20 protein-coding genes, 2 tRNA genes and 3 rRNA genes are annotated in these 26,911 nt (G+C 42.9%); 16 read left to right on the plus strand and 9 right to left on the minus strand.

What is annotated here, in order from left to right; translation table 11 throughout:
• Positions 1-62 precede the first annotated feature (62 nt).
• The 9 genes from ACZ43M_RS01530 (at position 63) to tsaD (ending at position 8,545) form a co-directional block, all read left to right on the plus strand.
• Positions 63-1,612 (plus strand): 16S ribosomal RNA (locus tag ACZ43M_RS01530).
• Positions 1,613-1,807: 195 nt separating this feature from the next.
• A 23S ribosomal RNA gene (locus tag ACZ43M_RS01535) occupies positions 1,808-4,743 on the plus strand.
• Between the two features lie 199 nt (positions 4,744-4,942).
• Positions 4,943-5,059, plus strand: a 5S ribosomal RNA gene (gene rrf, locus ACZ43M_RS01540).
• Together the 16S, 23S and 5S rRNA genes with 2 tRNA genes alongside form the textbook arrangement of a ribosomal RNA operon.
• A gap of 165 nt (positions 5,060-5,224) precedes the next feature.
• A tRNA-Met gene (locus tag ACZ43M_RS01545) sits at positions 5,225-5,298 on the plus strand.
• Between the two features lie 3 nt (positions 5,299-5,301).
• Positions 5,302-5,378 (plus strand) — tRNA-Asp (locus ACZ43M_RS01550).
• Positions 5,379-5,906: 528 nt separating this feature from the next.
• Positions 5,907-6,359, plus strand: a complete 453-nt coding sequence (gene tsaE, locus ACZ43M_RS01555; protein ID WP_464505737.1) for a tRNA (adenosine(37)-N6)-threonylcarbamoyltransferase complex ATPase subunit type 1 TsaE — start codon at positions 5,907-5,909, stop codon at positions 6,357-6,359.
• Positions 6,360-7,067 carry a tRNA (adenosine(37)-N6)-threonylcarbamoyltransferase complex dimerization subunit type 1 TsaB gene (gene tsaB, locus ACZ43M_RS01560; RefSeq protein WP_464505738.1) on the plus strand — a complete coding sequence of 236 codons (708 nt, stop codon included), beginning with the start codon at positions 6,360-6,362 and terminating at the stop codon, positions 7,065-7,067.
• 12 nt (positions 7,068-7,079) lie between these two features.
• Positions 7,080-7,529 (plus strand): ribosomal protein S18-alanine N-acetyltransferase, encoded by a 450-nt coding sequence (gene rimI, locus ACZ43M_RS01565; protein WP_464505739.1) that lies wholly within the window; start codon positions 7,080-7,082, stop codon positions 7,527-7,529.
• Positions 7,526-8,545, plus strand: a complete 1,020-nt coding sequence (gene tsaD, locus ACZ43M_RS01570; protein ID WP_464505740.1) for a tRNA (adenosine(37)-N6)-threonylcarbamoyltransferase complex transferase subunit TsaD — start codon at positions 7,526-7,528, stop codon at positions 8,543-8,545. The genes rimI and tsaD overlap by 4 nt, the downstream gene beginning before the upstream one ends.
• A gap of 178 nt (positions 8,546-8,723) precedes the next feature.
• On the opposite strand, the gene ACZ43M_RS01575 is transcribed toward tsaD, so the two are convergent.
• The 3 genes from ACZ43M_RS01575 to ACZ43M_RS01585 form a co-directional block, all read right to left on the minus strand.
• Positions 8,724-9,962 carry an IS110 family RNA-guided transposase gene (locus tag ACZ43M_RS01575; RefSeq protein WP_464505251.1) on the minus strand — a complete coding sequence of 413 codons (1,239 nt, stop codon included), beginning with the start codon at positions 9,960-9,962 and terminating at the stop codon, positions 8,724-8,726.
• Positions 9,963-10,412: 450 nt separating this feature from the next.
• A complete protein-coding gene (locus tag ACZ43M_RS01580) occupies positions 10,413-11,651 on the minus strand; it encodes an IS110 family RNA-guided transposase (protein ID WP_464505741.1) in 1,239 nt (412 codons plus the stop codon).
• 707 nt (positions 11,652-12,358) lie between these two features.
• Positions 12,359-14,278 (minus strand): ABC-F family ATP-binding cassette domain-containing protein, encoded by a 1,920-nt coding sequence (locus ACZ43M_RS01585; RefSeq protein ID WP_464505742.1) that lies wholly within the window; start codon positions 14,276-14,278, stop codon positions 12,359-12,361.
• A 152-nt stretch (positions 14,279-14,430) separates the two neighbouring features.
• On the opposite strand from ACZ43M_RS01585, the gene moaC reads away from it, so the two are divergent.
• From moaC to ACZ43M_RS01605, 4 genes are all read left to right on the plus strand, one after another.
• Positions 14,431-14,919 carry a cyclic pyranopterin monophosphate synthase MoaC gene (gene moaC, locus ACZ43M_RS01590; RefSeq protein ID WP_464505743.1) on the plus strand — a complete coding sequence of 163 codons (489 nt, stop codon included), beginning with the start codon at positions 14,431-14,433 and terminating at the stop codon, positions 14,917-14,919.
• A gap of 15 nt (positions 14,920-14,934) precedes the next feature.
• On the plus strand, positions 14,935-15,591 hold the full coding sequence (locus tag ACZ43M_RS01595; protein WP_464505744.1) for a redox-sensing transcriptional repressor Rex: 657 nt from the start codon (positions 14,935-14,937) through the stop codon (positions 15,589-15,591).
• Positions 15,592-15,710: 119 nt separating this feature from the next.
• Positions 15,711-16,142, plus strand: a complete 432-nt coding sequence (locus tag ACZ43M_RS01600) for a DUF4395 domain-containing protein (RefSeq protein WP_464505745.1) — start codon at positions 15,711-15,713, stop codon at positions 16,140-16,142.
• Between the two features lie 127 nt (positions 16,143-16,269).
• Positions 16,270-17,886 carry an acyl-CoA dehydrogenase family protein gene (locus tag ACZ43M_RS01605; RefSeq protein WP_464505746.1) on the plus strand — a complete coding sequence of 539 codons (1,617 nt, stop codon included), beginning with the start codon at positions 16,270-16,272 and terminating at the stop codon, positions 17,884-17,886.
• A gap of 668 nt (positions 17,887-18,554) precedes the next feature.
• On the opposite strand, the gene ACZ43M_RS01610 is transcribed toward ACZ43M_RS01605, so the two are convergent.
• Both ACZ43M_RS01610 and ACZ43M_RS01615 read right to left on the minus strand, forming a co-directional pair.
• Entirely contained in the window at positions 18,555-18,755 is a 201-nt protein-coding gene (locus tag ACZ43M_RS01610; RefSeq protein ID WP_464505747.1) for a YdiK family protein, read from the minus strand.
• Entirely contained in the window at positions 18,752-19,477 is a 726-nt protein-coding gene (locus tag ACZ43M_RS01615) for a lysostaphin resistance A-like protein (RefSeq protein ID WP_464505748.1), read from the minus strand. The genes ACZ43M_RS01610 and ACZ43M_RS01615 overlap by 4 nt, the downstream gene beginning before the upstream one ends.
• Positions 19,478-19,767: 290 nt before the next feature.
• Between ACZ43M_RS01615 and groES the strand changes: the two genes are divergently transcribed.
• Both groES and groL read left to right on the plus strand, forming a co-directional pair.
• Positions 19,768-20,055 (plus strand): co-chaperone GroES, encoded by a 288-nt coding sequence (groES, locus tag ACZ43M_RS01620; protein ID WP_262307313.1) that lies wholly within the window; start codon positions 19,768-19,770, stop codon positions 20,053-20,055.
• Between the two features lie 97 nt (positions 20,056-20,152).
• Entirely contained in the window at positions 20,153-21,787 is a 1,635-nt protein-coding gene (groL, locus tag ACZ43M_RS01625; protein WP_464505749.1) for a chaperonin GroEL, read from the plus strand.
• A gap of 82 nt (positions 21,788-21,869) precedes the next feature.
• Here the strand turns inward: groL and ACZ43M_RS01630 are convergent, their stop codons facing one another.
• A complete protein-coding gene (locus tag ACZ43M_RS01630) occupies positions 21,870-23,081 on the minus strand; it encodes a tyrosine-type recombinase/integrase (RefSeq protein WP_464505750.1) in 1,212 nt (403 codons plus the stop codon).
• A 259-nt stretch (positions 23,082-23,340) separates the two neighbouring features.
• Positions 23,341-24,321, minus strand: coding sequence for an EcsC family protein (locus ACZ43M_RS01635; RefSeq protein ID WP_464505751.1), 981 nt, complete (start codon positions 24,319-24,321; stop codon positions 23,341-23,343).
• A gap of 178 nt (positions 24,322-24,499) precedes the next feature.
• Here ACZ43M_RS01635 and ACZ43M_RS01640 point away from each other — a divergent pair, with 178 nt between their 5' ends.
• The gene (locus ACZ43M_RS01640; RefSeq protein WP_464505752.1) at positions 24,500-25,099 is read left to right on the plus strand and encodes a helix-turn-helix domain-containing protein; all 600 of its coding nucleotides are present in this window, start codon (positions 24,500-24,502) and stop codon (positions 25,097-25,099) included.
• A 145-nt stretch (positions 25,100-25,244) separates the two neighbouring features.
• Here ACZ43M_RS01640 and ACZ43M_RS01645 read toward each other — a convergent pair whose 3' ends face one another.
• Positions 25,245-26,504, minus strand: coding sequence for a tyrosine-type recombinase/integrase (locus tag ACZ43M_RS01645; protein ID WP_464505753.1), 1,260 nt, complete (start codon positions 26,502-26,504; stop codon positions 25,245-25,247).
• Between the two features lie 51 nt (positions 26,505-26,555).
• A complete protein-coding gene (locus tag ACZ43M_RS01650; protein WP_464505754.1) occupies positions 26,556-26,786 on the minus strand; it encodes a helix-turn-helix domain-containing protein in 231 nt (76 codons plus the stop codon).
• Between the last annotated feature and the right edge of the window lie 125 nt (positions 26,787-26,911).

The raw sequence follows: 26,911 nt of genomic DNA on the forward strand, positions 1-26,911 counted from the left end.
AAAATTATTCATTCCTAACGGAATGAAGCCAACGTAACATTTATGAGCTAATCAACTCATCTTTTTTGGAGAGTTTGATCCTGGCTCAGGACGAACGCTGGCGGCGTGCCTAATACATGCAAGTCGAGCGAATCAATAGGAGCTTGCTCCTGTTGGTTAGCGGCGGACGGGTGAGTAACACGTGGGCAACCTGCCTGTAAGACTGGGATAACACCGGGAAACCGGTGCTAATACCGGATGATTCTTACCAACACATGTTGGTAAGCTGAAAGTCGGTTTACGCTGACACTTACAGATGGGCCCGCGGCGCATTAGCTAGTTGGTGAGGTAACGGCTCACCAAGGCGACGATGCGTAGCCGACCTGAGAGGGTGATCGGCCACACTGGGACTGAGACACGGCCCAGACTCCTACGGGAGGCAGCAGTAGGGAATCTTCCACAATGGACGAAAGTCCGATGGAGCAACGCCGCGTGAGCGAAGAAGGCCTTCGGGTCGTAAAGCTCTGTTGTCAGGGAAGAACAAGTATCGGAGTAACTGCCGGTACCTTGACGGTACCTGACCAGAAAGCCACGGCTAACTACGTGCCAGCAGCCGCGGTAATACGTAGGTGGCAAGCGTTGTCCGGAATTATTGGGCGTAAAGCGCGCGCAGGCGGTCCTTTAAGTCTGATGTGAAAGCCCACGGCTCAACCGTGGAGGGTCATTGGAAACTGGGGGACTTGAGTGCAGAAGAGGAAAGCGGAATTCCACGTGTAGCGGTGAAATGCGTAGAGATGTGGAGGAACACCAGTGGCGAAGGCGGCTTTCTGGTCTGTAACTGACGCTGAGGCGCGAAAGCGTGGGGAGCAAACAGGATTAGATACCCTGGTAGTCCACGCCGTAAACGATGAGTGCTAAGTGTTAGGGGGTTTCCGCCCCTTAGTGCTGCAGCTAACGCATTAAGCACTCCGCCTGGGGAGTACGGCCGCAAGGCTGAAACTCAAAGGAATTGACGGGGGCCCGCACAAGCGGTGGAGCATGTGGTTTAATTCGAAGCAACGCGAAGAACCTTACCAGGTCTTGACATCCTCTGACACTCCTAGAGATAGGACTTTCCCCTTCGGGGGACAGAGTGACAGGTGGTGCATGGTTGTCGTCAGCTCGTGTCGTGAGATGTTGGGTTAAGTCCCGCAACGAGCGCAACCCTTGATCTTAGTTGCCAGCATTTAGTTGGGCACTCTAAGGTGACTGCCGGTGACAAACCGGAGGAAGGTGGGGATGACGTCAAATCATCATGCCCCTTATGACCTGGGCTACACACGTGCTACAATGGATGGTACAAAGGGCTGCAAAACCGCGAGGTTGAGCCAATCCCATAAAACCATTCTCAGTTCGGATTGCAGGCTGCAACTCGCCTGCATGAAGCCGGAATCGCTAGTAATCGCGGATCAGCATGCCGCGGTGAATACGTTCCCGGGCCTTGTACACACCGCCCGTCACACCACGAGAGTTTGTAACACCCGAAGTCGGTGGGGTAACCGTAAGGAGCCAGCCGCCTAAGGTGGGACAGATGATTGGGGTGAAGTCGTAACAAGGTAGCCGTATCGGAAGGTGCGGCTGGATCACCTCCTTTCTAAGGAATAGTTAGTCCTTACGGACTAATAAAACGTTGATTGTTTTCTGTTTGTTTAGTTTTGAGGGAATTATTCTCTCGAAACTTTTTTGTTCCTTGAAAACTAGATAATCGTAAGAAGAAGTAACCAAGTAAAAACCGAGTGATCGCCATTTTAGTTTTTCTCTCTAATGAATGTTAGAGTAAAACCTTTTAGGTTAAGTTAGAAAGGGCGCACGGTGGATGCCTTGGCACTAGGAGCCGATGAAGGACGGGACTAACACCGATATGCTTCGGGGAGCTGTAAGTAAGCTTTGATCCGGAGATTTCCGAATGGGGGAACCCACTGCTCGTAATGGAGCAGTATCTTTACCTGAATACATAGGGTATGGAAGGCAGACCCGGGGAACTGAAACATCTAAGTACCCGGAGGAAGAGAAAGCAAACGCGATTCCCTGAGTAGCGGCGAGCGAAACGGGAACAGCCCAAACCGAAAGGCTTGCCTTTCGGGGTTGTAGGACACTCAACATGGAGTTACAAAGGAACGGGGTAAATGAAGCGGCCTGGAAAGGCCAGCCGTAGAAGGTAAAAGCCCTGTAGTTGAAACTTCGTTCCCTCCTGAGTGGATCCTGAGTACGGCCGGACACGTGAAATCCGGTCGGAAGCAGGGAGGACCATCTCCCAAGGCTAAATACTCCCTAGTGACCGATAGTGAACCAGTACCGTGAGGGAAAGGTGAAAAGCACCCCGGAAGGGGAGTGAAATAGTACCTGAAACCGTGTGCCTACAAGTAGTCAAAGCCCATTCATGGGTAATGGCGTGCCTTTTGTAGAATGAACCGGCGAGTTACGATTACATGCGAGGTTAAGTTGAAAAGACGGAGCCGCAGCGAAAGCGAGTCTGAATAGGGCGTCATAGTATGTAGTCGTAGACCCGAAACCAGGTGATCTACCCATGTCCAGGGTGAAGTCCAGGTAACACTGGATGGAGGCCCGAACCCACGCACGTTGAAAAGTGCGGGGATGAGGTGTGGGTAGCGGAGAAATTCCAATCGAACTTGGAGATAGCTGGTTCTCTCCGAAATAGCTTTAGGGCTAGCCTCACGTAGTAAGAGTCTTGGAGGTAGAGCACTGTTTGGACTAGGGGCCCTCATCGGGTTACCGAATTCAGACAAACTCCGAATGCCAATGACTTATCCGTGGGAGTCAGACTGCGAGTGATAAGATCCGTAGTCAAAAGGGAAACAGCCCAGACCACCAGCTAAGGTCCCAAAGTATACGTTAAGTGGAAAAGGATGTGGAGTTGCTTAGACAACCAGGATGTTGGCTTAGAAGCAGCCACCATTTAAAGAGTGCGTAATAGCTCACTGGTCGAGTGACTCTGCGCCGAAAATGTACCGGGGCTAAACGTATCACCGAAGCTGTGGGTGGACACCGTCTGGTGTCCGCGGTAGGAGAGCGTTCTAAGGGCGTTGAAGCTAGACCGTAAGGACTGGTGGAGCGCTTAGAAGTGAGAATGCCGGTATGAGTAGCGAAAGACGGGTGAGAATCCCGTCCACCGTATGCCTAAGGTTTCCTGAGGAAGGCTCGTCCGCTCAGGGTTAGTCGGGACCTAAGCCGAGGCCGAAAGGCGTAGGCGATGGACAACAGGTTGATATTCCTGTACCACCTCTTTATCGTTTGAGTGATGGGGGGACGCAGGAGGATAGGGTAAGCGCGCTGCTGGTTATGCGCGTGTAAGCAGTTAGGCTGAGAAGCAGGAAAATCCGCTTCTCACAAAGGCTGAGCTGTGATGCCGAGGGAAATATAGTACCGAAGTTCCTGATTCCACACTGCCAAGAAAAGCCTCTAGCGAGATAAAAGGTGCCCGTACCGCAAACCGACACAGGTAGGCGAGGAGAGAATCCTAAGGTGAGCGAGAGAACTCTCGTTAAGGAACTCGGCAAAATGACCCCGTAACTTCGGGAGAAGGGGTGCTCATTACGGTGAATAGCTGTGATGAGCCGCAGTGAATAGGCCCAGGCGACTGTTTAGCAAAAACACAGGTCTCTGCGAAGCCGCAAGGCGAAGTATAGGGGCTGACGCCTGCCCGGTGCTGGAAGGTTAAGAGGAGGGGTTAGCGTAAGCGAAGCTCTGAATCGAAGCCCCAGTAAACGGCGGCCGTAACTATAACGGTCCTAAGGTAGCGAAATTCCTTGTCGGGTAAGTTCCGACCCGCACGAAAGGCGTAACGATCTGGGCACTGTCTCAACGAGAGACTCGGTGAAATTATAGTACCTGTGAAGATGCAGGTTACCCGCGACAGGACGGAAAGACCCCGTGGAGCTTTACTGTAGCCTGATATTGAATTTTGGTACAGCTTGTACAGGATAGGTAGGAGCCTGAGAAACCGGAGCGCCAGCTTCGGTGGAGGCGTCGGTGGGATACTACCCTGGCTGTATTGAAATTCTAACCCGCACCCCTGATCGGGGTGGGAGACAGTGTCAGGTGGGCAGTTTGACTGGGGCGGTCGCCTCCCAAAGAGTAACGGAGGCGCCCAAAGGTTCCCTCAGAATGGTTGGAAATCATTCGTAGAGTGTAAAGGCACAAGGGAGCTTGACTGCGAGACCTACAAGTCGAGCAGGGACGAAAGTCGGGCTTAGTGATCCGGTGGTTCCGCATGGAAGGGCCATCGCTCAACGGATAAAAGCTACCCCGGGGATAACAGGCTTATCTCCCCCAAGAGTCCACATCGACGGGGAGGTTTGGCACCTCGATGTCGGCTCATCGCATCCTGGGGCTGTAGTCGGTCCCAAGGGTTGGGCTGTTCGCTCATTAAAGCGGTACGCGAGCTGGGTTCAGAACGTCGTGAGACAGTTCGGTCCCTATCCGTCGTGGGCGCAGGAAATTTGAGAGGAGCTGTCCTTAGTACGAGAGGACCGGGATGGACGCACCGCTGGTGTACCAGTTGTCTTGCCAAAGGCATCGCTGGGTAGCTATGTGCGGACGGGATAAGTGCTGAAAGCATCTAAGCATGAAGCCCCCCTCAAGATGAGATTTCCCATAGCGTCAAGCTAGTAAGATCCCTGAAAGATGATCAGGTTGATAGGTCAGAGGTGGAAGCATGGTGACATGTGGAGCTGACTGATACTAATCGATCGAGGACTTAACCAAATAGAAAAGCGGAGGCGACTGTCCAACTTCGACAGACGTTGGAGGGCCGGCACAGCAAATCCCGATTTTGGATTTGTTGGGACGGACCGAAACGGCCGAGAAGTTAGGAGCCAAAGCTAGACAAGTCATATTGATTATTCGGTTTACAATTACTTCTTCTGCATTATCTAGTTTTGAGGGAATGAAACCTCAAAAAAAGTCTGGCAACTATGGCGAGAAGGTCACACCCGTTCCCATACCGAACACGGAAGTTAAGCTTCTCAGCGCCGATGGTAGTTGGGGCAAGCGCCCCTGTGAGAGTAGGACGTTGCCAGGCTGTGTTTTTATAACACACATATTGTTGTGCGGGATGGAGCAACGAGCATGTATCGTTGAATATTCTGCGAGTTGTATCAATCGAGCTGCTGCTTGATTAAGCTTTCTGAGATTGATACAGTCAAGCGTTATTTTAGCATGACGTAAACTTTATACTTCTTATTGTCGCGGGGTGGAGCAGTCCGGTAGCTCGTCGGGCTCATAACCCGAAGGTCGCAGGTTCAAATCCTGCCCCCGCAATCTGGTCTGGTAGTTCAGTTGGTTAGAATGCCTGCCTGTCACGCAGGAGGTCGCGGGTTCGAGTCCCGTCCAGACCGCCACTTTTATAGGCGATAAACAAAGTTCGAAACATGGTTTCGGCTTTTTTTATGTTCTTTTTTCAAGGCTCTTTTCTAAAACATCGTTGCTTTTTGCTCCCTTTTTAAAGCTCGTTCTAAAAAATAGAGGTAGTAATTCCCCTTATTTAGGAAAATGGATGTTAATTAGCTGAAATAGAAGGAGGAATTTCCCTTATTTCATTTTAAACTGCTAAAATCGCGGGTATTTCATTGAATAACGGAAAAAACTCCGCTTATTTCTTACTAAATAAGCTCAATTTTGCAAATAACGGAAAAACTTCCGCTTATTTTTTACTTTTCAAAGGGGGCAATCCTGTAATCCAGCCTTTTCACAGAGTCCGCTTATTCCTAATTGAATAAACCACCGCTTTTCTTGCAAAACAACAAAGTTTACGAAAACAGCCTTTTTTCAAATACATAGGAAAATAATAGCCTTAGGAAGCGTCCTAAGGTTTTTTTTACAATTAATTAAGGTACAATGAGGATATAGATTTACTAAAAGGTGATGGAATGAATCAATTTGAAATTAAGACGTCCAGTTCGGAAGAGACTGCTCAGTTTGCAAGCAAATTAGCAGAGCATTTGCAGCCAGGGGATGTGCTAGCTTTAGAAGGTGACCTCGGCGCGGGCAAAACGACTTTTACAAAAGGGTTAGCAAAGGGATTGGACATTAAGCGAACAGTCAATAGCCCGACGTTTACAATCATAAAAGAATATCAGGGGCGGCTGCCGTTATATCATATGGATGTATATCGAGTTGCTGATGCGCTTGAAGATCTTGGGTTTGATGAATACTTTGAAGGTGATGGTGTAACAGTAGTGGAATGGGCCCATTTAATTGAGGAGCAGCTTCCTGAAGAACGGTTAACCATTTACTTATATCACGAAGAACAGGCCAATCGAAAATTGGTGCTCGTGCCAAAAGGCAGGCGCTATGAGGATTTATGTAAGGAGCTTTTTTAAATGACGATATTATCAATCGATACTTCTAATTACACGTTAGGAGTAGCGCTTTTAGAAGAGGAACAGGTACTTGGTGAGTACATAACCAACTTAAAAAAGAATCATTCAATCCGGATTATGCCAGCCATCCAAACTCTGTTGAAGGATTGCGGCAAGACACCGGCAGATTTGACTAAAATTGTGGTGGCAAAAGGACCGGGCTCCTATACCGGGGTCAGGATAGGGGTGACTATTGCTAAAACATTGGCGTGGACACTAAATATTCCGCTTGTTGGGATCTCCAGTTTGGAGATTGTTGCCGCAGGTCCAGGCAGGTATTTTTCCGGGCTTGTATCACCATTATTTGATGCACGAAGGGGACAAGTTTATACCGGTTTGTATGATTACGAAGATGGGAAACTGAGAGTAATGGAGCAGGATCAATTAGTGATGCTGGGGGATTGGGTTGAAAAATTGACTACTGTCAGCGAGCCCATTTTATTCGTTGGAAACGACCTGCCCATTCATCGTACCAAGATTGAAGAGGGTTTAGGCTCAAAAGCAATTTTTGCAAGCATTACGGAACATAACCCGCGCCCGGCGGAACTTGCTTTTTTAGGAAGAGACAAACAAGGGGAAGACATACATACCTTTGTTCCGAATTACATCCGCTTGGCAGAGGCAGAGGCAAAGTGGCTCGAGGCTAAAGACAAAACTTTAAATGGATAAGGGTAGAGAGAAATGGAAGATTCGTATGTTTTTCGATATATGCGGGAAGAGGACCTCGACCAGATTTTAGAGGTAGAGCATGCATCGTTCACGACTCCGTGGAGCCGTGAGGCTTTCTATAATGAATTATACAATAATAAATTCGCGGTTTATCTTGTTCTTGAAAAAGACCATGTGGTTATCGGGTACTGCGGGGTTTGGATTGTCATCGATGAGGCTCACGTGACAAATGTCGCGATTCTGCCCCAGTACAGAGGCCGCAAGTTAGGGGAAGCGATGCTGAGTAAACTGATGTCCATCGCGAGGGAAAAGGGAGCGAGGAGTATGACGCTTGAGGTCAGGGTGACTAATCATGTTGCTCAATCCCTCTATCGGAAGCTGGGATTTCAAAATGGCGGAATCCGGAAAAATTATTACTCGGATAACCAGGAAGACGCGTTAGTAATGTGGGTGAATTTATGAAAAACGAACAATGGATAGTAGGAATTGAAACAAGCTGCGATGAAACCGCAGTGGCCATTATTAAAAATGGCCGTGAAATAGCGGCAAATGTGGTGGCCTCGCAGATTGAAAGCCATAAACGATTTGGCGGTGTGGTTCCAGAAATTGCCTCACGCCATCACGTCGAGCAAATTACAATCGTAATGGAAGAGGCATTGAAACAGGCAGGAATTACAATGGCGGAAGTGGATGCAGTTGCCGTTACTGAAGGACCTGGACTGGTAGGGGCACTGCTCATTGGGGTAAATGCAGCGAAGGCGCTGGCATTTGCTCATAATAAGCCGCTGGTGCCGGTACATCATATTGCCGGACATATTTATGCTAATCGATTGGTGACGGAATTGAAGTTTCCATTGATGGCGTTGGTTGTTTCAGGCGGCCATACAGAATTAGTTTATATGAAAGAGCATGGCCACTTTGAAGTAATTGGCGAAACAAGGGACGATGCTGCGGGAGAAGCCTATGACAAGGTAGCCCGGACGTTAAGCATGCCGTATCCTGGCGGTCCTCATATTGACCGTTTGGCCCACGAAGGCAGTCCGACGATCGATTTGCCACGTGCATGGCTTGAGGAAGGGTCTTACGATTTTAGCTTTAGCGGATTAAAATCAGCGGTGATCAATACAGTCCATAATGCCGAGCAGCGCGGTGAGACGATTGCGCCGGAGAATTTGGCGGCAAGCTTTCAAGCCAGTGTGATTGATGTCCTAGTGACCAAGACGATTAAGGCCGTAGCTGAATATGGTGTGAAGCAGGTGCTGGTCGCCGGAGGAGTTGCTGCCAACAAAGGGCTTAGAAGCGCCTTGGAAGCCGCTTTTTCCGATGGGGATGTTGAGCTGGTTATTCCGCCGTTAAAGTTGTGTACAGATAACGCAGCAATGATTGCGGCAGCCGGCAGTGTTATGTTTGAAAAAGGAATCAGAGCTGACTTGGCCCTAAATGCAAACCCTGGTTTGGACATTGAAATTTACAATTAACCCTTTCCATAAGGAGAGGGTTTTTCTTAAAAAAACTAATCAAAACCAGCTAATAGTTTGTCAACATTTTTCAGTAAAAAGTTAAAAATACACGTGTTATACTAAAAATAAGCATGCCAAATAACCTTCCCTCACTACTATACTGGAAGGTTTTGTTTTATTTAGTTATATATAGGATTTAATCCATATCATGGAAATTTGTTTTGCTTTTTAGTAAGGCATAAATCCAATGTAATAACTTATTAACACAGGCAATGACAGCTACTCTATAAGGTTTTCCTTCGTCTCGCTTTTTGTCATAAAAAGCTCTTAACCTTTTGTTACGTGGGATGATTTCTTCTGTTGTTTTCTTCCTACGAGAATCACGTATCCCACTTTGAACTGCCAGATATAAAGCATGTCTGAGCCTGATAGAACCTCGTTTAGTGATACGGTTTTTCGAGGCGGTAAATTTACCTGAGGAATAAACACTTGGATCGACTCCTGCGAATGCTATCAGCTTTTTTGCGTGATTAAACCGATCTATCTCTCCAATTTCGGAAATAATCGTGGCGGCGATTTTTTCTCCGATCCCAGGGATAGACTGGATAATCTTATATTCTTCAAATTCTTTAGCTAGGGCATCTATTTCTGCTTGTAACTTCGATAGATGCTCTTGGTATTGAAGAATTATATTTGCCAGTATTTCGATATTGATAATATGACTCTGATATAAGTTTTTTTGAAACGGGTTACGAAGGGCCGCATTTCTTAATGCTTGGGCCTTTTCTTTTGCCCATTTTTTCGAGCGACTATGGCACAGTGAGGTAATCTTAGCTGCTATTTCACACTCGCTTGCACTTAACACCGCTTCAGAAGTTGGAAAAGCTAGAAGAGTAAGCAATGAAACCTTTGAAAATAAACTCCCGAATACACCTTTAAACTCAGGAAAAACCTGATCCAAAATAGCGTGAAATTGTAACTTTGTTTGAGCTGCTACTTCAGCTAAAGACTCTTGTTGCCTTGTAAGATTTCGAAGGTTTAAAAGTTGTATTCCACGCTTTTTGTGGGGCTCTAATTCCTCTTTATAATACAATTCACATAAATGGTAAGCATCAATCGCATCCGTTTTTACCTTTCTAAGACTTGAACTTTTAGCTCTATGAGAAATAAGTGGGTTCACAATAATATAGACATAGTTCTGTTCCTCCAAAAAATGAACAACAGGAGTATGATAATGACCTGTCGATTCCAACACAACCGAAGGTTGATGACCACCTGTTATTTTTTCAAGTTCTTTAAGGAATCTCAATAACTTCCCCAGGCCATCAAGATTATGTTTAAAACTAAATCCCTTACGATACGGTTTCCCCTTATCTAAAAAGCCCTGAACTTGGCTTTCCCCATTTGCTACATCCAGACCTACGACTGGATTCATGACTTAATCTCCCCCTCCAAAATATAGTATTAGTCGGTAACCCCTAAAGCTCCTTGTAATGTCATAGGTTCGCTTGTTAAACGGGATCTGCGTCCCAACCAGCCCGAAACATGTTCATACAAGTAGGGGGTGAACAGTTTTGATTTCGGGATCAAGTCCCACGTTTGAGCCGTTCTACCCCGACTACCGCTATAATAAGACTAATAAGAAAAAGGTCAACCAGAAAAATCTGGCTAACCTTATATTACGAACGTTTGAGTGAAAAGTCCAAGATACTAAATAAACGTTTGTATAGTATAGCCTAATACTAATCAAAACCAGCTAATAGTTTGTCAACATTTTTCAGTAAAAAGTTAAAAATACACGTGTTATACTAAAAATAAGCATGCCAAATAACCTTCCCTCACTACTATACTGGAAGGTTTTGTTTTATTTAGTTATATATAGGATTTAATCCATATCATGGAAATTTGTTTTGCTTTTTAGTAAGGCATAAATCCAATGTAATAACTTATTAACACAGGCAATGACAGCTACTCTATAAGGTTTTCCTTCGTCTCGCTTTTTGTCATAAAAAGCTCTTAACCTTTTGTTACGTGGGATGATTTCTTCTGTTGTTTTCTTCCTACGAGAATCACGTATCCCACTTTGAACTGCCAGATATAAAGCATGTCTGAGCCTGATAGAACCTCGTTTAGTGATACGGTTTTTCGAGGCGGTAAATTTACCTGAGGAATAAACACTTGGATCGACTCCTGCGAATGCTATCAGCTTTTTTGCGTGATTAAACCGATCTATCTCTCCAATTTCGGAAATAATCGTGGCGGCGATTTTTTCTCCGATCCCAGGGATAGACTGGATAATCTTATATTCTTCAAATTCTTTAGCTAGGGCATCTATTTCTGCTTGTAACTTCGATAGATGCTCTTGGTATTGAAGAATTATATTTGCCAGTATTTCGATATTGATAATATGACTCTGATATAAGTTTTTTTGAAACGGGTTACGAAGGGCCGCATTTCTTAATGCTTGGGCCTTTTCTTTTGCCCATTTTTTCGAGCGACTATGGCACAGTGAGGTAATCTTAGCTGCTATTTCACACTCGCTTGCACTTAACACCGCTTCAGAAGTTGGAAAAGCTAGAAGAGTAAGCAATGAAACCTTTGAAAATAAACTCCCGAATACACCTTTAAACTCAGGAAAAACCTGATCCAAAATAGCGTGAAATTGTAACTTTGTTTGAGCTGCTACTTCAGCTAAAGACTCTTGTTGCCTTGTAAGATTTCGAAGGTTTAAAAGTTGTATTCCACGCTTTTTGTGGGGCTCTAATTCCTCTTTATAATACAATTCACATAAATGGTAAGCATCAATCGCATCCGTTTTTACCTTTCTAAGACTTGTACTTTTAGCTCTATGAGAAATAAGTGGGTTCACAATAATATAGACATAGTTCTGTTCCTCCAAAAAATGAACAACAGGAGTATGATAATGACCTGTCGATTCCAACACAACCGAAGGTTGATGACCACCTGTTATTTTTTCAAGTTCTTTAAGGAATCTCAATAACTTCCCCAGGCCATCAAGATTATGTTTAAAACTAAATCCCTTACGATACGGTTTCCCCTTATCTAAAAAGCCCTGAACTTGGCTTTCCCCATTTGCTACATCCAGACCTACGACTGGATTCATGACTTAATCTCCCCCTCCAAAATATAGTATTAGTCGGTAACCCCTAAAGCTCCTTGTAATGTCATAGGTTCGCTTGTTAAACGGGATCTGCGTCCCAACCAGCCCGAAACATGTTCATACAAGTAGGGGGTGAACAGTTTTGATTTCGGGATCAAGTCCCACGTTTGAGCCGTTCTACCCCGACTACCGCTATAATAAGACTAATAAGAAAAAGGTCAACCAGAAAAATCTGGCTAACCTTATATTACGAACGTTTGATTGGATGGGCTCTAAGCATTGACATATCTATATTGCTAAAAAAGAGTTCTGCTTAGAAAAAAATATCCAAACGATTAATTAGTAAAGCCTATTCTTAATTGGACGTTTGATTAATAAGTTTTGTGGATAGTTTTTATGAAGGAATGAGCAACTTTTTGAAATAATGTGGATAATCCGGTTTTTATGTTGATAATGTGGATAAATCAACCTTTTTCTGTGGATAATGTGGAAAAGCTTGAAAAACTCTTGAAGTAATGCCATTTTAATTGTGTATAACCTTGTGGAAAACGTAGGTCTTTGGACCCGTCTGCAAAACAAGTAGCGTTTGAAAATATCGCAATTGTAGATATGTAGATATCCCTCAAAAATTTGTAGATAAAATCGCCAGCATCTATATTTCAACCCCCAAAAAACAAAAAACCGGGCTCAATCAGGCCCGGCAATCTCTATTATTCAGCTAATTGGGCCCATGCCTCCATTAATTCATCGAGTTCGGCCTTTGCTTTTTCATTTTTCAGATTAATCTCCAGCACTTTCTCATGATCCTGAAATACTTCAGGGTCACATAATTGCTGCTCATAGTCTTCGATTTGCTCTTCAAGCTGTGTAATCCGCAGTTCAATCTCTTCTAATTTACGCTTTCGCTGACGTTCCAGTTTTTTTGATTCTTTATCCTGTTGATAACTTGATTTATCCACAGGCTCAAGTGAAGCTGTTTTCTTCTGGGAGGCGGCAAGCTCCAATGCAGCCAGTTCTTCCTGCTCGAGCTTTTTCTCAACGTAATAATCGTAGTCGCCAAGGAATTCTGTGCTGCCCTCCGGACTTAACTCCAATACCTTCGTGGCAATTCGGTTAATAAAATACCGGTCATGGGAGACGAACAAAAGCGTTCCTGGATAATCAATTAATGCATTTTCCAAAACTTCCTTGCTATCTAAGTCAAGGTGGTTGGTTGGCTCATCTAAAATTAGCACATTTGCTTTTTCAAGCATCAACTTTGCAAGAGCGAGGCGCGCTTTTTCGCCGCCGCTTAATGAAGAAACATTCTTCAAAACATCATCACCGGTAAATAGGAAATTCCCAAGCACCGTACGAATTTCTTTTTCCGGTTTGAGCGGGTATTCATCCCACAGCTCGTTCAACACCCGTTTATTCGAGGTCAAATTGGCCTGTTCCTGATCGTAATAACCGATGGATAAATTGGTTCCGTAGAAAATCGTTCCGGCCAGCGCCGGCAGCTTTTTGATAATGGTTTTTAACAGGGTGGATTTGCCAATGCCGTTCGGTCCAACAAGGGCAATGCTGTCGCCCCTAAAGACACGAAAAGAAATGCCTTCAGACACCTTTTCGCCTTCATAACCGACGGCAAGCGAATCAACTGTTAACACATCATTGCCGCTTTGCCGCTCTATTTCAAACGAGAAAGAGGCTGATTTTTCATCGCCTAGCGGCCTGTCCATTATGTCCATTTTTTCAAGCTTCTTCCGCCGGCTTTGCGCCCGCTTCGTTGTTGTGGCGCGCGCTATGTTTCTCTGAATGAAATCCTTTAATGCAGCAACCTCTTCCTGCTGCTTTTCGTAAAGCTTCATATCACGTTCATAATTGGCGGCCTTTTGATCAAGATAAGAGCTATAGTTACCAGGAAAACGTTGTATTTGTTTGCGTGAAACTTCATAAACCTGGGTAACTACTTTATCCAAAAAATAACGGTCGTGGGATACGATCAAAATTGCGCCGTCATAGCCCTGCAAATATTGTTCCAGCCAGGATAATGTTTCAATATCAAGATGGTTGGTAGGCTCGTCCAATATTAAAATATCAGGCTTAGTTAACAGGAGCTTGCCTAATGCCAAACGAGTTTTTTGCCCGCCGCTTAGGCTGGAAATCATTAATGAATGGTCAGAGAAATTTAAACCGTGCAGAACGGAACGAATATCAGCTTCATATTGATAGCCGCCCTGTTCTTTAAATTTCACTTGAAGCTGGTCATATTCTTTTAATACTCTATCGTACCTTACTGAATCCTCAAAGATATTAGGGTCGGCCATTTGTGCCTCAAGTCTGCGCAGCGATTTCTCCATATCCAGCAGACCTTCGAAGACAGTCAGCATTTCACCCCAAATCGAAAGATTGGACTCAAGACCGGTATTCTGAGCCAAATACCCAATGGTAACATCCTTTGGTTTGATGATTTCCCCGCCATCATGTCCCAGTTCACCGGCAATTATTTTTAAAAGCGTTGATTTGCCTGCTCCGTTCCGTCCGACGAGGGCTACCCGGTCCCTAGTTTGTAATTCCAGCTTTATATTGGATAAAATAAGGTCAGCACCATAATATTTTTGTAATTGATTAACCTGTAATAAAATCATCTTTTGTCACCTCTATTGCTATAATTAGTGTACCGTATTCCTTGATAGTCGGCAATAAAGCGGGGCTAGCATAAATTTGTAAATAAAAGTTCAAAGTTTCACACACATTTATGTGAAAATATTGTATCATTTTGAAGGGAGGCAATAATTTTATGGCTGAATTTACTCATTTTAATGAAGAGGGCAGAGCTAAAATGGTCGATGTCAGTGACAAGCCGGAAACGGCACGCACCGCTATTGCCCGTTCTAGCATAACTGTTAGTAATGAGATTTATGAAAAAGTAACGAATCACGAAATGAAAAAAGGCGATGTATTAGCGGTGGCTCAAGTAGCAGCGGTGATGGCTGCAAAAAAGACTTGGGATCTTATTCCGATGTGCCATCCGATTCCGCTGACTGGCGTGAATGTCATTTTCTCTTGGGAAAAGACCGAGCGGCAACAGTATACATTACATATAGAGGCATCGGTTAAAACGAAGGGCAGCACAGGTGTTGAAATGGAAGCGCTGACAGCGGCGTCGGTTTGCGCTTTAACTGTGTACGATATGTGCAAGGCCGTGGATAAAGGTATGGTTATTGGACCGACTTTCCTAGTTGAAAAAACAGGCGGCAAAAATGGTGATTTTAAACGAAATATATAGCGGGGGGGTAGGAGTATGGCTAACGAAACAACGAAAATACCGCAGGCCACGGCAAAACGGCTGCCTTTGTATTATCGATTTTTGAAGAACTTGCATTCTTCCGGGAAGCAGCGTGTGTCCTCAGCGGAGTTAAGTGAAGCGGTAAAGGTCGATTCAGCAACAATCCGCCGTGATTTTTCCTACTTTGGTGCGCTTGGGAAAAAGGGCTACGGATACAATGTGAATTACCTGTTAAGCTTTTTTAGTAAAACGCTAGATCAGGACGAATTGACTAAGGTGGCGTTGATTGGGGTCGGTAATCTCGGCACTGCCTTTTTACACTATAATTTTTTGAAAAATAATAATACCAAAATTGAGTGTGCGTTTGATGTGGATCCGGGGAAAATCGGCACGTCCATCGGTGATGTTCCGATTTATGATATGGCTGATTTGGAGCAGCGTTTACTTGAAGAAAATATTCCAGTAGTTATCCTTACGGTTCCAGCTCCTGTTGCCCAGCAAATTACTGACCAGATTGTCAAATCCAATGTAAAAGGGATATTAAATTTTACGCCGGCACGGTTAAACGTTCCACCAGGTATCCGTGTTCATCATATTGACTTGGCGGTTGAACTGCAATCACTCGTTTACTTTTTAAAGCATTATCCAAATGATGAAGAGATAGAAGAATAACTGTTTTAAGGGTTTTTCACAAAATAGGTGAAAAGCCCTTTTTGTTTTATTTTACTATACAAAATGATGAAAACGGGATAATATAGTATATAAATCCAATATGAAAGGTTGGAATTAAAGTGGGAGTAGAAAATTCAGTTCGTTCAATCCCTCGACCGCTTGTCAAAGCAAATCAGTTGACGATTGTAGTAAGTGTGATTCTAACATGGGTATCAGGTCAGGAATGGATCTTATTAATCCCATTGTTGGCTGGACTTTCAGGACTATTATTCGGATACAATCCGGTTATGCAAGTTGCAAAATTATTTTTAAGAAAAGACCCTAAGGAATATATTCCCGAAGATTGGGAGCAGCAGCAATTTAATCAAAAAATTGCTGTATCCTGCCTTACCTTCGGATTTGCCGGCTTTTTATTGGGCTGGAATGCAATCGGGTATATATTTACGATTATGGTAGCAGCAGCGGCAACTGTTGCGATTCTTGGTTTTTGTATCGGTTGTTTTATTCATTACCAGTGGACCCAATATCGCTTTCGCAGGGCACATCGATAATTGTCTATAGATAGGTCTGACTTTGTCAGACCTTTTTTGTTGCCTGCTTCTATTTGACGTTTCCATATCCTTACATTTACAATTAATTTGAAAATTACGAATAATTGTTGTGGAGGGTGACCATTCTATGAAACTCGTTTCCCAAGAATCTGAAACAAGAGGAGAAAACTCTTACAGCTTTGATGAATTTCTCGAAAAGCGTGACAATCTTGATTGGTATCGTGATGAACCTTTTTTGCAAAAGGCCGCAGAAAAATTTCTCGGCGGCAGGTTTAAGGAAATTCACGAAAAGCTCCTGGCATTTTCTCCTACTGCTTCTTCTAAATGGAACAGGTTAGCTGAGCGGATCGCACGCCCTGAGGTGCGTCCGTACATGCTCCATTATGATGCGTTTAATCATCGTATTGACCGAATTGTCCGGCCGCAGGAAGTTCACCAATTGGAATCCGAAATCTTTGGAGAAGGGCTTTTTTCTAGCAAAATGCCCGCTTGGGAAAGCTTTTTGAAAAGAATGTTGATCCATCAATTGGGTGAAGCTGGTGTAACCTGTCCGTTAACGTGTACACATGGATTGGTGGCGCTTTTGGATCAGTTCCGGGACGAAGCCTGCCCTGAACTGTATGATGTTTTAATGCATACAAAAGAGGGGGTGAACGGAGAATTTGCGATTGGCGCCCAGTTTATGACCGAGATTCAGGGTGGTTCTGATTTGCCTGCCAATGTCCTGGAAGCAGTTCCGGATGGAAAGTACTATCGATTATACGGCAATAAATTCTTCTGCTCGGCGGCGCATGCCGATTATTCGGTTGTCACTGCGAAAATCTCAGGTACTGATAAGGTGTCCACGTTTGTTGTACCATCCTGGCTGCCAGGAGATAAAGAGAAGGAAAAACGAAACAGCTACGATATTAACCGAATCAAATGGAAAATGGGGACTTCGGAGCTGCCGACTGCGGAAATTCAATATAAAGGAGCACTTGCCTATCCGATCGGACCGAAGGATAGGGGCATTGCCGTTGCTGTCGGCATCGTGTTAACACTATCTCGATTGGAAATCGGCATTGCCTGTGCAGGGTTCATGCTCCGCGCTTCAAGGGAAGCGAATCTATATGGAGATTTCCGGACAGTGTTTCGAAAAAAGGTAAAGGACTACCCGCTTTCTGCGAGCAAATTGAAGCGTATCGAAAATGCGGCACAGCGGACGACGGCCGGAGCGTTTAAAATTTATGACCTGTTCTTGATATTGGAAAAGCCGCTTAATCCGGGCATTAAGGCGGACCAGCCGCTGGAAATCAGGAAAAAGTTATTTAATTTGCGGGAGCTTGTCCTGCTGCAAAAAATATGTGCCACGAATGAGGGGGCAGAAGTGCTGCGTGACGCCATTTCTGTATTTGCCGGTCATGGTGTGATGGAGGAGTTCTCCTCGCTGCCGCGGATTTTTCGTGATGTAGTCGTGAACGAACAATGGGAAGGACCGCGTAATTTGCTGCTGACGCAAATCTACCGCGATTTGGGCCGGGTGGCTGACTGGTATCCACCTGGGGAATTTGTGGCGAGTGTACTTGAAGGTGCCGAGTCTAGTACGGTGCAGCAGTTATCTTCTCGTTTAGAGGATTTACTGCAAAGACCAGTTTTGGGGGAAGTCAGCGACGAGTCGCTTCAGGCAGCAGCTGAGTGGGATGCGTTTTGTGATGAAATTTTTAAGGTATATCAGGAGGTAGCTTTAAGAGAAATAGAGAATTAAGGGGAATTGTCTACCGGGTTGGATAGGAATTTAGTCATTGAGTAACTAAATAGTTGTCATTGGCGACCGAATGGAGTTGGAAAATAGAATTCGGGTAACCAATAGGGGTTATTGGCAACAAAACTGCTAGCAGGAAAGGAAAAAGTGCAGCCAATAGTGGTTATTGGCAACAAAACTGCTAGCAGGAAAGGAAAAAGTGCAGCCAATAGGGGTTATAGGTAACAAAACTGCTAGCAGGAACGGAAAAAGTGTAGCCAATAGTGGTTATTGGCAACAAAACTGCTAGCAGGAACGGAAAAATGTGTAGCCAATAGGGGTTATAGGTAACAAAACTGCTAGCAGGAACGGAAAAAGTGCAGCCAATAGGGGTTATTGGCAACAAAACTGCTAGCAGGAACGGAAAAAGTGCAGCCAATAGGGGTTATTGGCAACAAAACTGCTAGCAGGAAAGGAAAAAGTGCAGCCAATAGGGGTTATTGGCAACAAAACTGCTAGCAGGAAAGGAAAAAGTGTAGTCAATAAGAGGTGTTGGAAACAGAACTGCTAGCAGAAAAAGGAAAAAGTGCAGCCAATAGAGACCATTAGTGACCAAGTGGTTCTGAGAATTAGAATCAGGCTAGCCAGTAAACAAAAAAACAGGGTGTCCGGCACCATAAGTGCCAGACACCCTATTTTTTCACCTGATCTTTATATCTAAAATGAAACATAATCATTTTAAGCCCAGACCCGAAATCGAACGTGGCCAAGATGACGAGCAGGTAGCTGAAGAAGCCCCAGCCGTTGCTTTGAACGTCGTCGATGGCGAAATAGGTGAACAGGGCACCAAGCAGGAAGTAAATTAAACCGGATAACAAAGGTGAACGTTTCATAAGAAGAATCCTCCGATAAAGTTTTGAATCGCCTCAGCCTCGCGCATCAGCCGTTCAATGTCATCCTTGAATACAGATTGGACTAGCACGACCATCGTATTCATCGCCACGTGGGCAAAAATAGGGACGATAATCCGTTTTGTTTTTACATAGAGAAACGCAAACGTAAAGCCCATTCCCGAATAAATCAGAATATGTGCCGGATCCATATGAACGAGCGCGAAGATAAGTGAACTGATTAGTGCTGAAATAAAGAAACTAAAGCGTTTGTGTAACGCGCCAAAGATAATTTTTCGAAACACGATTTCTTCCAATATTGGCCCGACAATACTAGTAACAAGGATTGCCAGCGGGAAAGTTTCAATAATGGTTAGAATCTGCTGGGTGTTGTCTGAGCCCATTTTAATGCCCAACATGCTTTCAATGATGGCTGCTACATATTGTGCGAACAACGCCAGAAAGAATCCAAGGATACTCCACTTAATTAGGAAACCAGCAGAATTCCCCCGTTCGTTTAAACCGGCGGCACCCATTTCCTTTCTTAAAATAAACAGAATAATAACTAGCGCAACCGTAAAGCTGAAAATTAGCCAAATCGGAACGGCCAAACCAGTATCTTTACCGAAAAAACCAAACCCCAACATCAACACCGGAATCCCAGCAATACCGGAAAGCTGCATGGCGATGTACACAATTAAGATAATCCAATATTCCCTTTTCAAATAGATTGTCTCCTTTATGTTCTTTTTTACAAAGGATATTTATCCTTTATTGTACCGTTAAAATTAGTCCTGTATCAATTTTGAGGACTTTGGCTAAAAATGATGAATAGAATACGAAAACTTTCACATACTCTATAAGGTGGAAAAATGCGGTAACTTTTTTGGATATTTTTATGCATGATACTTGCAAAAGATTTTAAGATTCATTATTATAATAATTGTGTTAGCACTCATTGAGTGTGAGTGCTAATAATAAACATAACCACATATATTTGAGGAGGTTGTTTATAGTGTTAAGACCTTTAGGTGATCGCATTATCATCGAACTAGTTGAATCAGAAGAAAAAACTGCAAGCGGTATCGTATTGCCGGATACAGCAAAGGAAAAGCCCCAGGAAGGAAAAGTTGTAGCCGTGGGTACTGGCCGCGTACTTGACAATGGCGAGCGCGTAGCTGTAGAAGTTTCTGTAGGCGATCGCATTATCTTCTCAAAATACTCTGGTACTGAAGTGAAATACCAAGGTACTGAATACTTAATTTTACGTGAAAATGACATCCTTGCTATAGTTGGCGAATAATCAGTAGAGCAAATCGCGTTAGTTTTGGCGCAGAAACTGGATGTTGTCCAGTTCATAGAAATAATAAGTTCTAATTTTTCGAGGAGGTTTTTTAACAATGGCTAAAGAGATTAAGTTTAGTGAAGACGCTCGCCGCGCGATGCTGCGTGGTGTTGATACACTTGCAGATGCAGTTAAAGTAACTCTTGGACCTAAAGGACGCAACGTGGTTCTTGAGAAGAAATTCGGCTCACCGCTTATCACAAATGACGGTGTGACAATCGCTAAAGAAATCGAACTTGAAGATGCATTTGAAAACATGGGTGCTAAGCTTGTTGCAGAAGTAGCAAGCAAAACGAACGATGTTGCCGGTGACGGTACCACTACTGCAACCGTTCTTGCTCAAGCGATGATTCGCGAAGGCTTAAAGAACGTAACTGCTGGTGCTAACCCAATGGGTATCCGTAAAGGGATTGAAAAAGCAGTAGCTGCAGCTGTAACAGAATTGAAAGCTATCTCTAAGCCAATCGAAGGCAAAGAGTCTATCGCTCAAGTTGCGGCTATTTCTTCTGATGATGCAGAGGTTGGTCAATTAATCGCTGAAGCGATGGAGCGCGTTGGCAACGACGGCGTTATCACAATCGAAGAATCAAAAGGCTTCACTACTGAACTAGATGTAGTAGAAGGTATGCAATTTGATCGCGGTTACGCATCTCCATATATGGTAACCAACACTGACAAAATGGAAGCTATTCTAGAAAATCCGTTTGTGTTAATTACTGATAAGAAAATCTCAAGCATCCAGGAAATCCTTCCTGTTCTTGAGCAAGTTGTCCAACAAGGCAAGCCATTATTATTGATTGCTGAAGATGTTGAAGGTGAAGCCCTTGCTACTTTAGTAGTGAACAAACTTCGCGGTACATTCAACGCAGTTGCTGTTAAAGCTCCTGGCTTCGGTGACCGCCGTAAGGCAATGCTTGAAGATATCGCTGCATTAACTGGCGGTGAAGTAATCACTGAAGAGCTTGGCCGTGACCTTAAATCTGCAACAATCGCTTCTTTAGGCCGCGCTGCTAAGATCGTTGTAACAAAAGAAAATACAACAATCGTTGAGGGTGCTGGCGCAACTGAAGATATTCAAGCTCGCGTAAACCAAATCCGCGTTCAATTAGAAGAAACTACTTCTGAATTTGACCGTGAAAAATTACAAGAGCGCTTGGCTAAATTAGCTGGCGGTGTAGCAGTTATCAAAGTTGGTGCTGCAACTGAAACTGAATTAAAAGAGCGCAAGCTTCGTATTGAAGATGCATTAAACGCAACTCGTGCGGCTGTTGAAGAAGGTATCGTATCCGGTGGTGGTGTTGCCCTTCTAAACGTTTACAGCAAAGTGGCTGAGCTTCAAGCAGATGGCGACATTCAAACAGGTATCAATATCGTTCTTCGTGCCATTGAATCGCCAGTTCGTACGATTGCAGAAAATGCAGGTCTTGAAGGATCTGTTATCGTTGACCGCTTAAAGCGTGAAGAAGTTGGCGTTGGTTTCAACGCGGCAACTGGCGAGTGGGTAAACATGATTGAGTCTGGAATCGTTGACCCAACTAAGGTTACTCGTTCTGCCCTTCAAAATGCAGCATCTGTTGCGGCTATGTTCTTAACAACTGAAGCAGTTGTTGCTGACAAGCCAGAACCAGCTGGTGCAGGTATGGGAATGCCTGACATGGGCGGCATGGGTGGAATGGGCGGCATGATGTAATCTGCCCCTCAAACCCTTGATATGATTGGGTTATGTATTAAGATGAGAGTGGTTTGCTAACATTTTGCTAACATTGAGGAAATTAACGGAGGCTTCTCATGAGTTCACCGAACTTTTGAGAGGCTTCTTTTTTCATTTCTTGGGTAACGTGGAGATAAACATTTTTCGTTATCTGATCATCTGTATGGCCGAGACGGTCCATGATTTGTTCGAGTGACACACGGGCTTCTGCAAGCAGTGATGTATGAGTATGCCTTAGACTATGCGGGGTTAAATCTTCATTTAAACCGGCTATTCTTAACAGCCTTTTCATCCGGTCCCGAACGTTTTTTATCACGATGGGATAACCATAGTGCCGTTGAGTTTTGGCGAAAATAAAGTCATGGTTATAGTAAGCATCTCCTAACCGCTCAATTACTTCGTCTTGAACTTTTTTATGTTCCTTCAACGCCGCAATGACATCTTCGTCAACGATAATTTTCCTTCGTGACTTCCTTGTCTTTGGAGTGACTAGCTGGTAGTTAAGCGCATTGTAGCTTGGATTGTAATACGTTTTCGTAATGCTGATGGTTTGATTTACAAAATCAATATCCTTCCACTTGAGCGCCACTAATTCACCCACTCGAATACCTGTATACGAAAGAATCAGGAATACCAAGTAATCATGTTCTAATGCATGTTCCTTGGCTGTTTTCAAAAACAGGGCAAGTTCTTCTTTCTCAAGATATTTCGGGAGTTCTTCTTCTTCCAGCTGTTCAATGGTTTTCTTATCTTTTTTGAGATAGGCAAACTCCGTCGGATCCTTTTTAATGAGTTCGTACTCCAATGCCTTACGTAAAATCATCCTGCCAGTCCGATGAATCCCTTCTCTCGTGCTGTCCGCTAGTCCTTTGTCTTTTAAATCATTTAAGCATTCTTGATATCGTTTAGGAGTAATATCCTTCAGCTTTAACTGACCAAAGTAAGGAAGCAATTTTCCGATTTCGTGAAGACGCACTCGAATGGTACCGGGCTTGACATCTTTTGCTTCGCTGTAAATGGGCAGCCATTCCTTCGTAAAATCAGCAAAGGTCTGACAGGATTCCTCAATGAAGATCCCCTGCTCCAGTTCATGAATCATAGCTGCAGCAGCTACTTCCGCCTCCTTTTTAGTTGGAAAACCGCTTTTGGTTTTTTGCTTTCGCTTACCGGTTACTGGATCAATCCCGATATCAATCACAAATGCCCATTTGGAGCCACACGAGCAATTTTTCTTCTTGCAAGTACAGCCTCGTCTGTAGAAATTTCCTTTCATTTCATTGAATGACCTCACTTTCATTGCATATTTTGAAACAAATATTCATTATGCCCAATTAGATAGAGAGAAATTCATCATGGTAAAACCAAAAAGTAATATATGTTGTGGATATTCAATATAACCGAAAGTCATTAACGAACGTAAGTAATTGCAATATGGCTTAGATTATAGATTAATGTGATTCTGGATGGGAGGATAACTAAAATTAATGAAAAAAGGTGTTCAGTTTAATAACTGGCCACCTTTGATATTTTTTTTAATTGAAAGCCAATCTGTTGGATTTTAGTAATTCTTTTTCCTTGCGGATTAGTTCTATTTGTTTTCCTATTTCTTCTGCCACTTCATTTTTTCCATAACGATCTTCAAGAGTCATTTTTCTAAAATAATTGTGAGCTGTTTGATGGGCAGACTCAAGAAAGAAGTTATTGACCATTCCATTTCCGATAGCACCAATTACGGGTATGAGCATGGCGAATTCCTTTTCCGTGAGGGAAATCCCTAGTCTCTGCGCGAGAGTGTGTAACAATTGGATGACTTTTGGTGCTTCATTTTTGCCAATCAACTCAAAGAGGTTGTCCTGATTTTTCTTGATGAAATCCGCTCCAAACCTCAGATTTTTTTGTAGGTTTACTTTATTTGAGAGATATCCTCCATTTTCGTCACAGCGAATAGGGGTCATCGCTTCAAGGATGAAACGAATATTAGATATTTCCTTAGATGAATATCCAAAAGAAGTAGAAATCTGGCTAATATGTTTAATTAGTAGAGTGAGGGTAGAACCTAAATCGGCAGTAACAACGAATGGAATGGCTAATGGTGCGACAAAGCTTGCAGAAGCTAGACCGCCAAACACTAAACCACCCCCAGTTGCAAGTACTTTATTAAAGGTTTTAGACTGGTTGGTTACTTGATCGATATCTTTAAGGGGCAGGTTTTTAATTTCGCTTACGGAAGAAATGGATATATTATTTATTTTGTTATATTTCATAAGGATTTTCTCTTCATTATGAAATTTGTTAACTCCCTTAATTGCCTTTGTAAGTCCTGATTGGATTCCATCATTAACAGCTGTTAACACTTTTTCCGTATTTTTTTCTGATATTTTTTTTGCTCCTTCAATCACTAAATCAACAGGTTTCCCTGTGATTTTAATCAAACGGTCAAACCAATAAGGGTCTTCATAATGTTTGGCAATCTCTCTGATAGCTTCCAGATCGTACGTTTCAAATTTAGACATAAATACTTCCTCCCTCAATTTTTGCTAATTTGTTTTTAAATAGCTTTATGTGTTAAAATAAGATTTAAATCAACGCTGAAAAATATTTTATGTTTTAATTTAAACAAATTTTTGTAAACATGTCAAATAATAATTGTATTTATAGTTTTAATAATCTGATTTATAACGGGTGATGGATATGAAAAAGGAAGAGTATTTAGAGTATTTGGGATCACATTTTGAACAAATAAGGAAATTATTTGGATGGAGGCAGGAAGATGCTGCTGTGAGAATGGGCATTAGTCGGTCTAAGGTAGTAGCAATTGAAACGGAGCCTACAAAGTTAACTGAAAGTGAGGCTACGAGTCTTTTCCTTGCTTGCGATTATGAAGTTTATAAAGCTAGATTATCCTTAGAAAGAGTGAATAAAGAAAATTATAAGAATATAGCATCATCTATACTTAGTTCCACAGCATTTATTTCTTCACCTATATTTCTTTCAGCAGTAGTAGGAGTGTTGGCGGTAGCTAAGCCTTCGCTTGTTGCAAAATTGGTGCCAACTATTGGTTCAGTTTTTGGGAGTGTCTGGGCAACAGCCAATGCTAAAAAAAAGAAAGAAAACCAAATTAATGAACTAACAAAAAAGGAAGTCCTCGATTACGAAAGCTTAAAAGCTGGAATGGAAAAAACAATTAAAGAAATTGAAAAAGAGTTACTCAAAATCTTTGCTCTTAAAAAATGGAACCGATTTGAATTCTATGAGAAAGTACATCCTGATCTAATACTTGAGGAAAAATAGGGCGATGAGTGCTTTTATGTAATCCTCATATGCTTGCTTGGGCTGGTGTTATATGTGTAAAAGAAGATAAATTCAACCTTTTCATTTAAAACGTGTCGGATTTAGAGGTATGTACCTTGAAAGCAAACATTGCTTTCAAGTTTTTTTATTTTCTATAGCTGCGAATTAAATTGCTAAATTGGTCAGAGGCATTTCTTCTTCTATGCTTGGTTACATGAAGATAAATCCTTCTAGTTGTTGAATCGTCTTGATGACCTAGCCGGTCCATAATCTCATCAATAGATACTCCTGCCTGTGCAAGAAGAGAAGTGTGAGTATGGCGAAAGGAGTGTGGAGTAAGTGTTGGATTTAACCCACTAAGTTTTAATATCCTAGCCATTCTATTTTGCACTAATTTCATTAATATAGGATAACCGGGATGGCGAGTGAAATTTGAGAAAATGAACCCCTTATTGTAATATCTGTCTCTTAGACGTGAAATCATTTCTTCTTGTTCTTCTTTATGTTTCTCAAGCATTTCAATAAGGACGGGATCAACAGTAATGACACGCTTTGATTTTTTTGTTTTTGGACGAACTAAGATATAGCGAAGGGTACTGTTTTTCGGATTGTAATACGTTTTGTTAATGCTTATCGTATGATTTTTAAAATCAATATCGCTCCACTTGAGGGCAACCAATTCTCCAAGTCGTATACCTGTATAAGCTAACATATAGAAGATTAACGCATCCATATATAGACCTTTTTCGAGTGCAATATCGAGGAAGTGTATAAGTTGTTCCACTTCAAGAAATTTCGGAAGGTCTTGAGAGTCTGGCTTATCTCCTTCATCTTCGTTAACGATATGGTCATTCTCCCTTAATATATAAGCATTTGTCGTTGGATTATCATTAAGCAGCTTCTTATCAACAGCTTTCCCGAAAAGAAGTCTACCGGTGACGTGAATACTTTCAATAGTACTGCTACCAAGACCTTCCGCTTCCTCTTTCCCTTTTCTTTTCCCTTTTACTTTTAAATCATCTAATACAGCCTGATACATTTCTTCTGTAATATTTTTTAGTTTAGTATCTTTGAAGTAAGGCAGCAATTTATCAATGCCGTATTTTCTAATTCGGATAGTACCGGGTTTCGGAGCCGTTACTTTAATGTATTCCGCAAGCCGTGCGTCAGCGTACTCCTTGAAAAGCATATCAGTTTCGATATGAAATTTACCTTGTTTGATTTTCTCGATTAAAGCTGCTGCCGCAGCTTCCGCTTCATCTTTGGTGTCGAAGTTATCCCTCCAAATCTGCTTTCTTTTCCCTAGTTTTAGATACTTGCCTACATCAATAACAAAGCTCCACTTCTTATCACAAGTGCATTTTTCCCCACAAGTGCAACCTCGTTTGAAATAACTTCCTTTCATAATGATTTTTATAAACCTCTCTTTCAAATGGTTTTTGAATTATTTCCTGCTCTATGCATGTAACTGTTCTTCTTTTTTCAACGTGATCCAATGCTTTAAATCTGCCTTATCTACTCTCTTTGTAGCTCCAATTTTAAAGTTCGGTATACCACCGTTTTTTACGTTAACTTGGAACAACTCGTACACTCGTCTTCTCGAAATGCCGAGAAAATCAGCAATATGCTGTGCGGTAAGTGTGTCAGGCAAGGACTCCCAAGTGGTATATTTTTTTGTGTTTTGCATTTTATATCCTCCATATCGTTTTAAGTGTGTTTGTTAAATCTGAAATATATTAGCTTCAGTCCTGCTCCGTTTTAAGAGGGCTGAATATATTTTTTAGTTGGAAAATTTTTAAAGAAAGACTCGCT

The sequence above is a fragment of the Neobacillus sp. B24 genome, assembly GCF_055381825.1.

Coding starts and splice junctions, on each gene's coding strand:
- tsaE (WP_464505737.1), top strand. CDS start 5,907: ATGAATCAATTTGAAATTAAGACGTCCAGTTCGGAAGAGACTGCTCAG.
- tsaB (WP_464505738.1), top strand. CDS start 6,360: ATGACGATATTATCAATCGATACTTCTAATTACACGTTAGGAGTAGCG.
- rimI (WP_464505739.1), top strand. CDS start 7,080: ATGGAAGATTCGTATGTTTTTCGATATATGCGGGAAGAGGACCTCGAC.
- tsaD (WP_464505740.1), top strand. CDS start 7,526: ATGAAAAACGAACAATGGATAGTAGGAATTGAAACAAGCTGCGATGAA.
- ACZ43M_RS01575 (WP_464505251.1), bottom strand. CDS start 9,962: ATGAATCCAGTCGTAGGTCTGGATGTAGCAAATGGGGAAAGCCAAGTT.
- ACZ43M_RS01580 (WP_464505741.1), bottom strand. CDS start 11,651: ATGAATCCAGTCGTAGGTCTGGATGTAGCAAATGGGGAAAGCCAAGTT.
- ACZ43M_RS01585 (WP_464505742.1), bottom strand. CDS start 14,278: ATGATTTTATTACAGGTTAATCAATTACAAAAATATTATGGTGCTGAC.
- moaC (WP_464505743.1), top strand. CDS start 14,431: ATGGCTGAATTTACTCATTTTAATGAAGAGGGCAGAGCTAAAATGGTC.
- ACZ43M_RS01595 (WP_464505744.1), top strand. CDS start 14,935: ATGGCTAACGAAACAACGAAAATACCGCAGGCCACGGCAAAACGGCTG.
- ACZ43M_RS01605 (WP_464505746.1), top strand. CDS start 16,270: ATGAAACTCGTTTCCCAAGAATCTGAAACAAGAGGAGAAAACTCTTAC.
- ACZ43M_RS01610 (WP_464505747.1), bottom strand. CDS start 18,755: ATGAAACGTTCACCTTTGTTATCCGGTTTAATTTACTTCCTGCTTGGT.
- groL (WP_464505749.1), top strand. CDS start 20,153: ATGGCTAAAGAGATTAAGTTTAGTGAAGACGCTCGCCGCGCGATGCTG.
- ACZ43M_RS01630 (WP_464505750.1), bottom strand. CDS start 23,081: ATGAAAGGAAATTTCTACAGACGAGGCTGTACTTGCAAGAAGAAAAAT.
- ACZ43M_RS01635 (WP_464505751.1), bottom strand. CDS start 24,321: ATGTCTAAATTTGAAACGTACGATCTGGAAGCTATCAGAGAGATTGCC.
- ACZ43M_RS01640 (WP_464505752.1), top strand. CDS start 24,500: ATGAAAAAGGAAGAGTATTTAGAGTATTTGGGATCACATTTTGAACAA.
- ACZ43M_RS01645 (WP_464505753.1), bottom strand. CDS start 26,504: ATGAAAGGAAGTTATTTCAAACGAGGTTGCACTTGTGGGGAAAAATGC.
- ACZ43M_RS01650 (WP_464505754.1), bottom strand. CDS start 26,786: ATGCAAAACACAAAAAAATATACCACTTGGGAGTCCTTGCCTGACACA.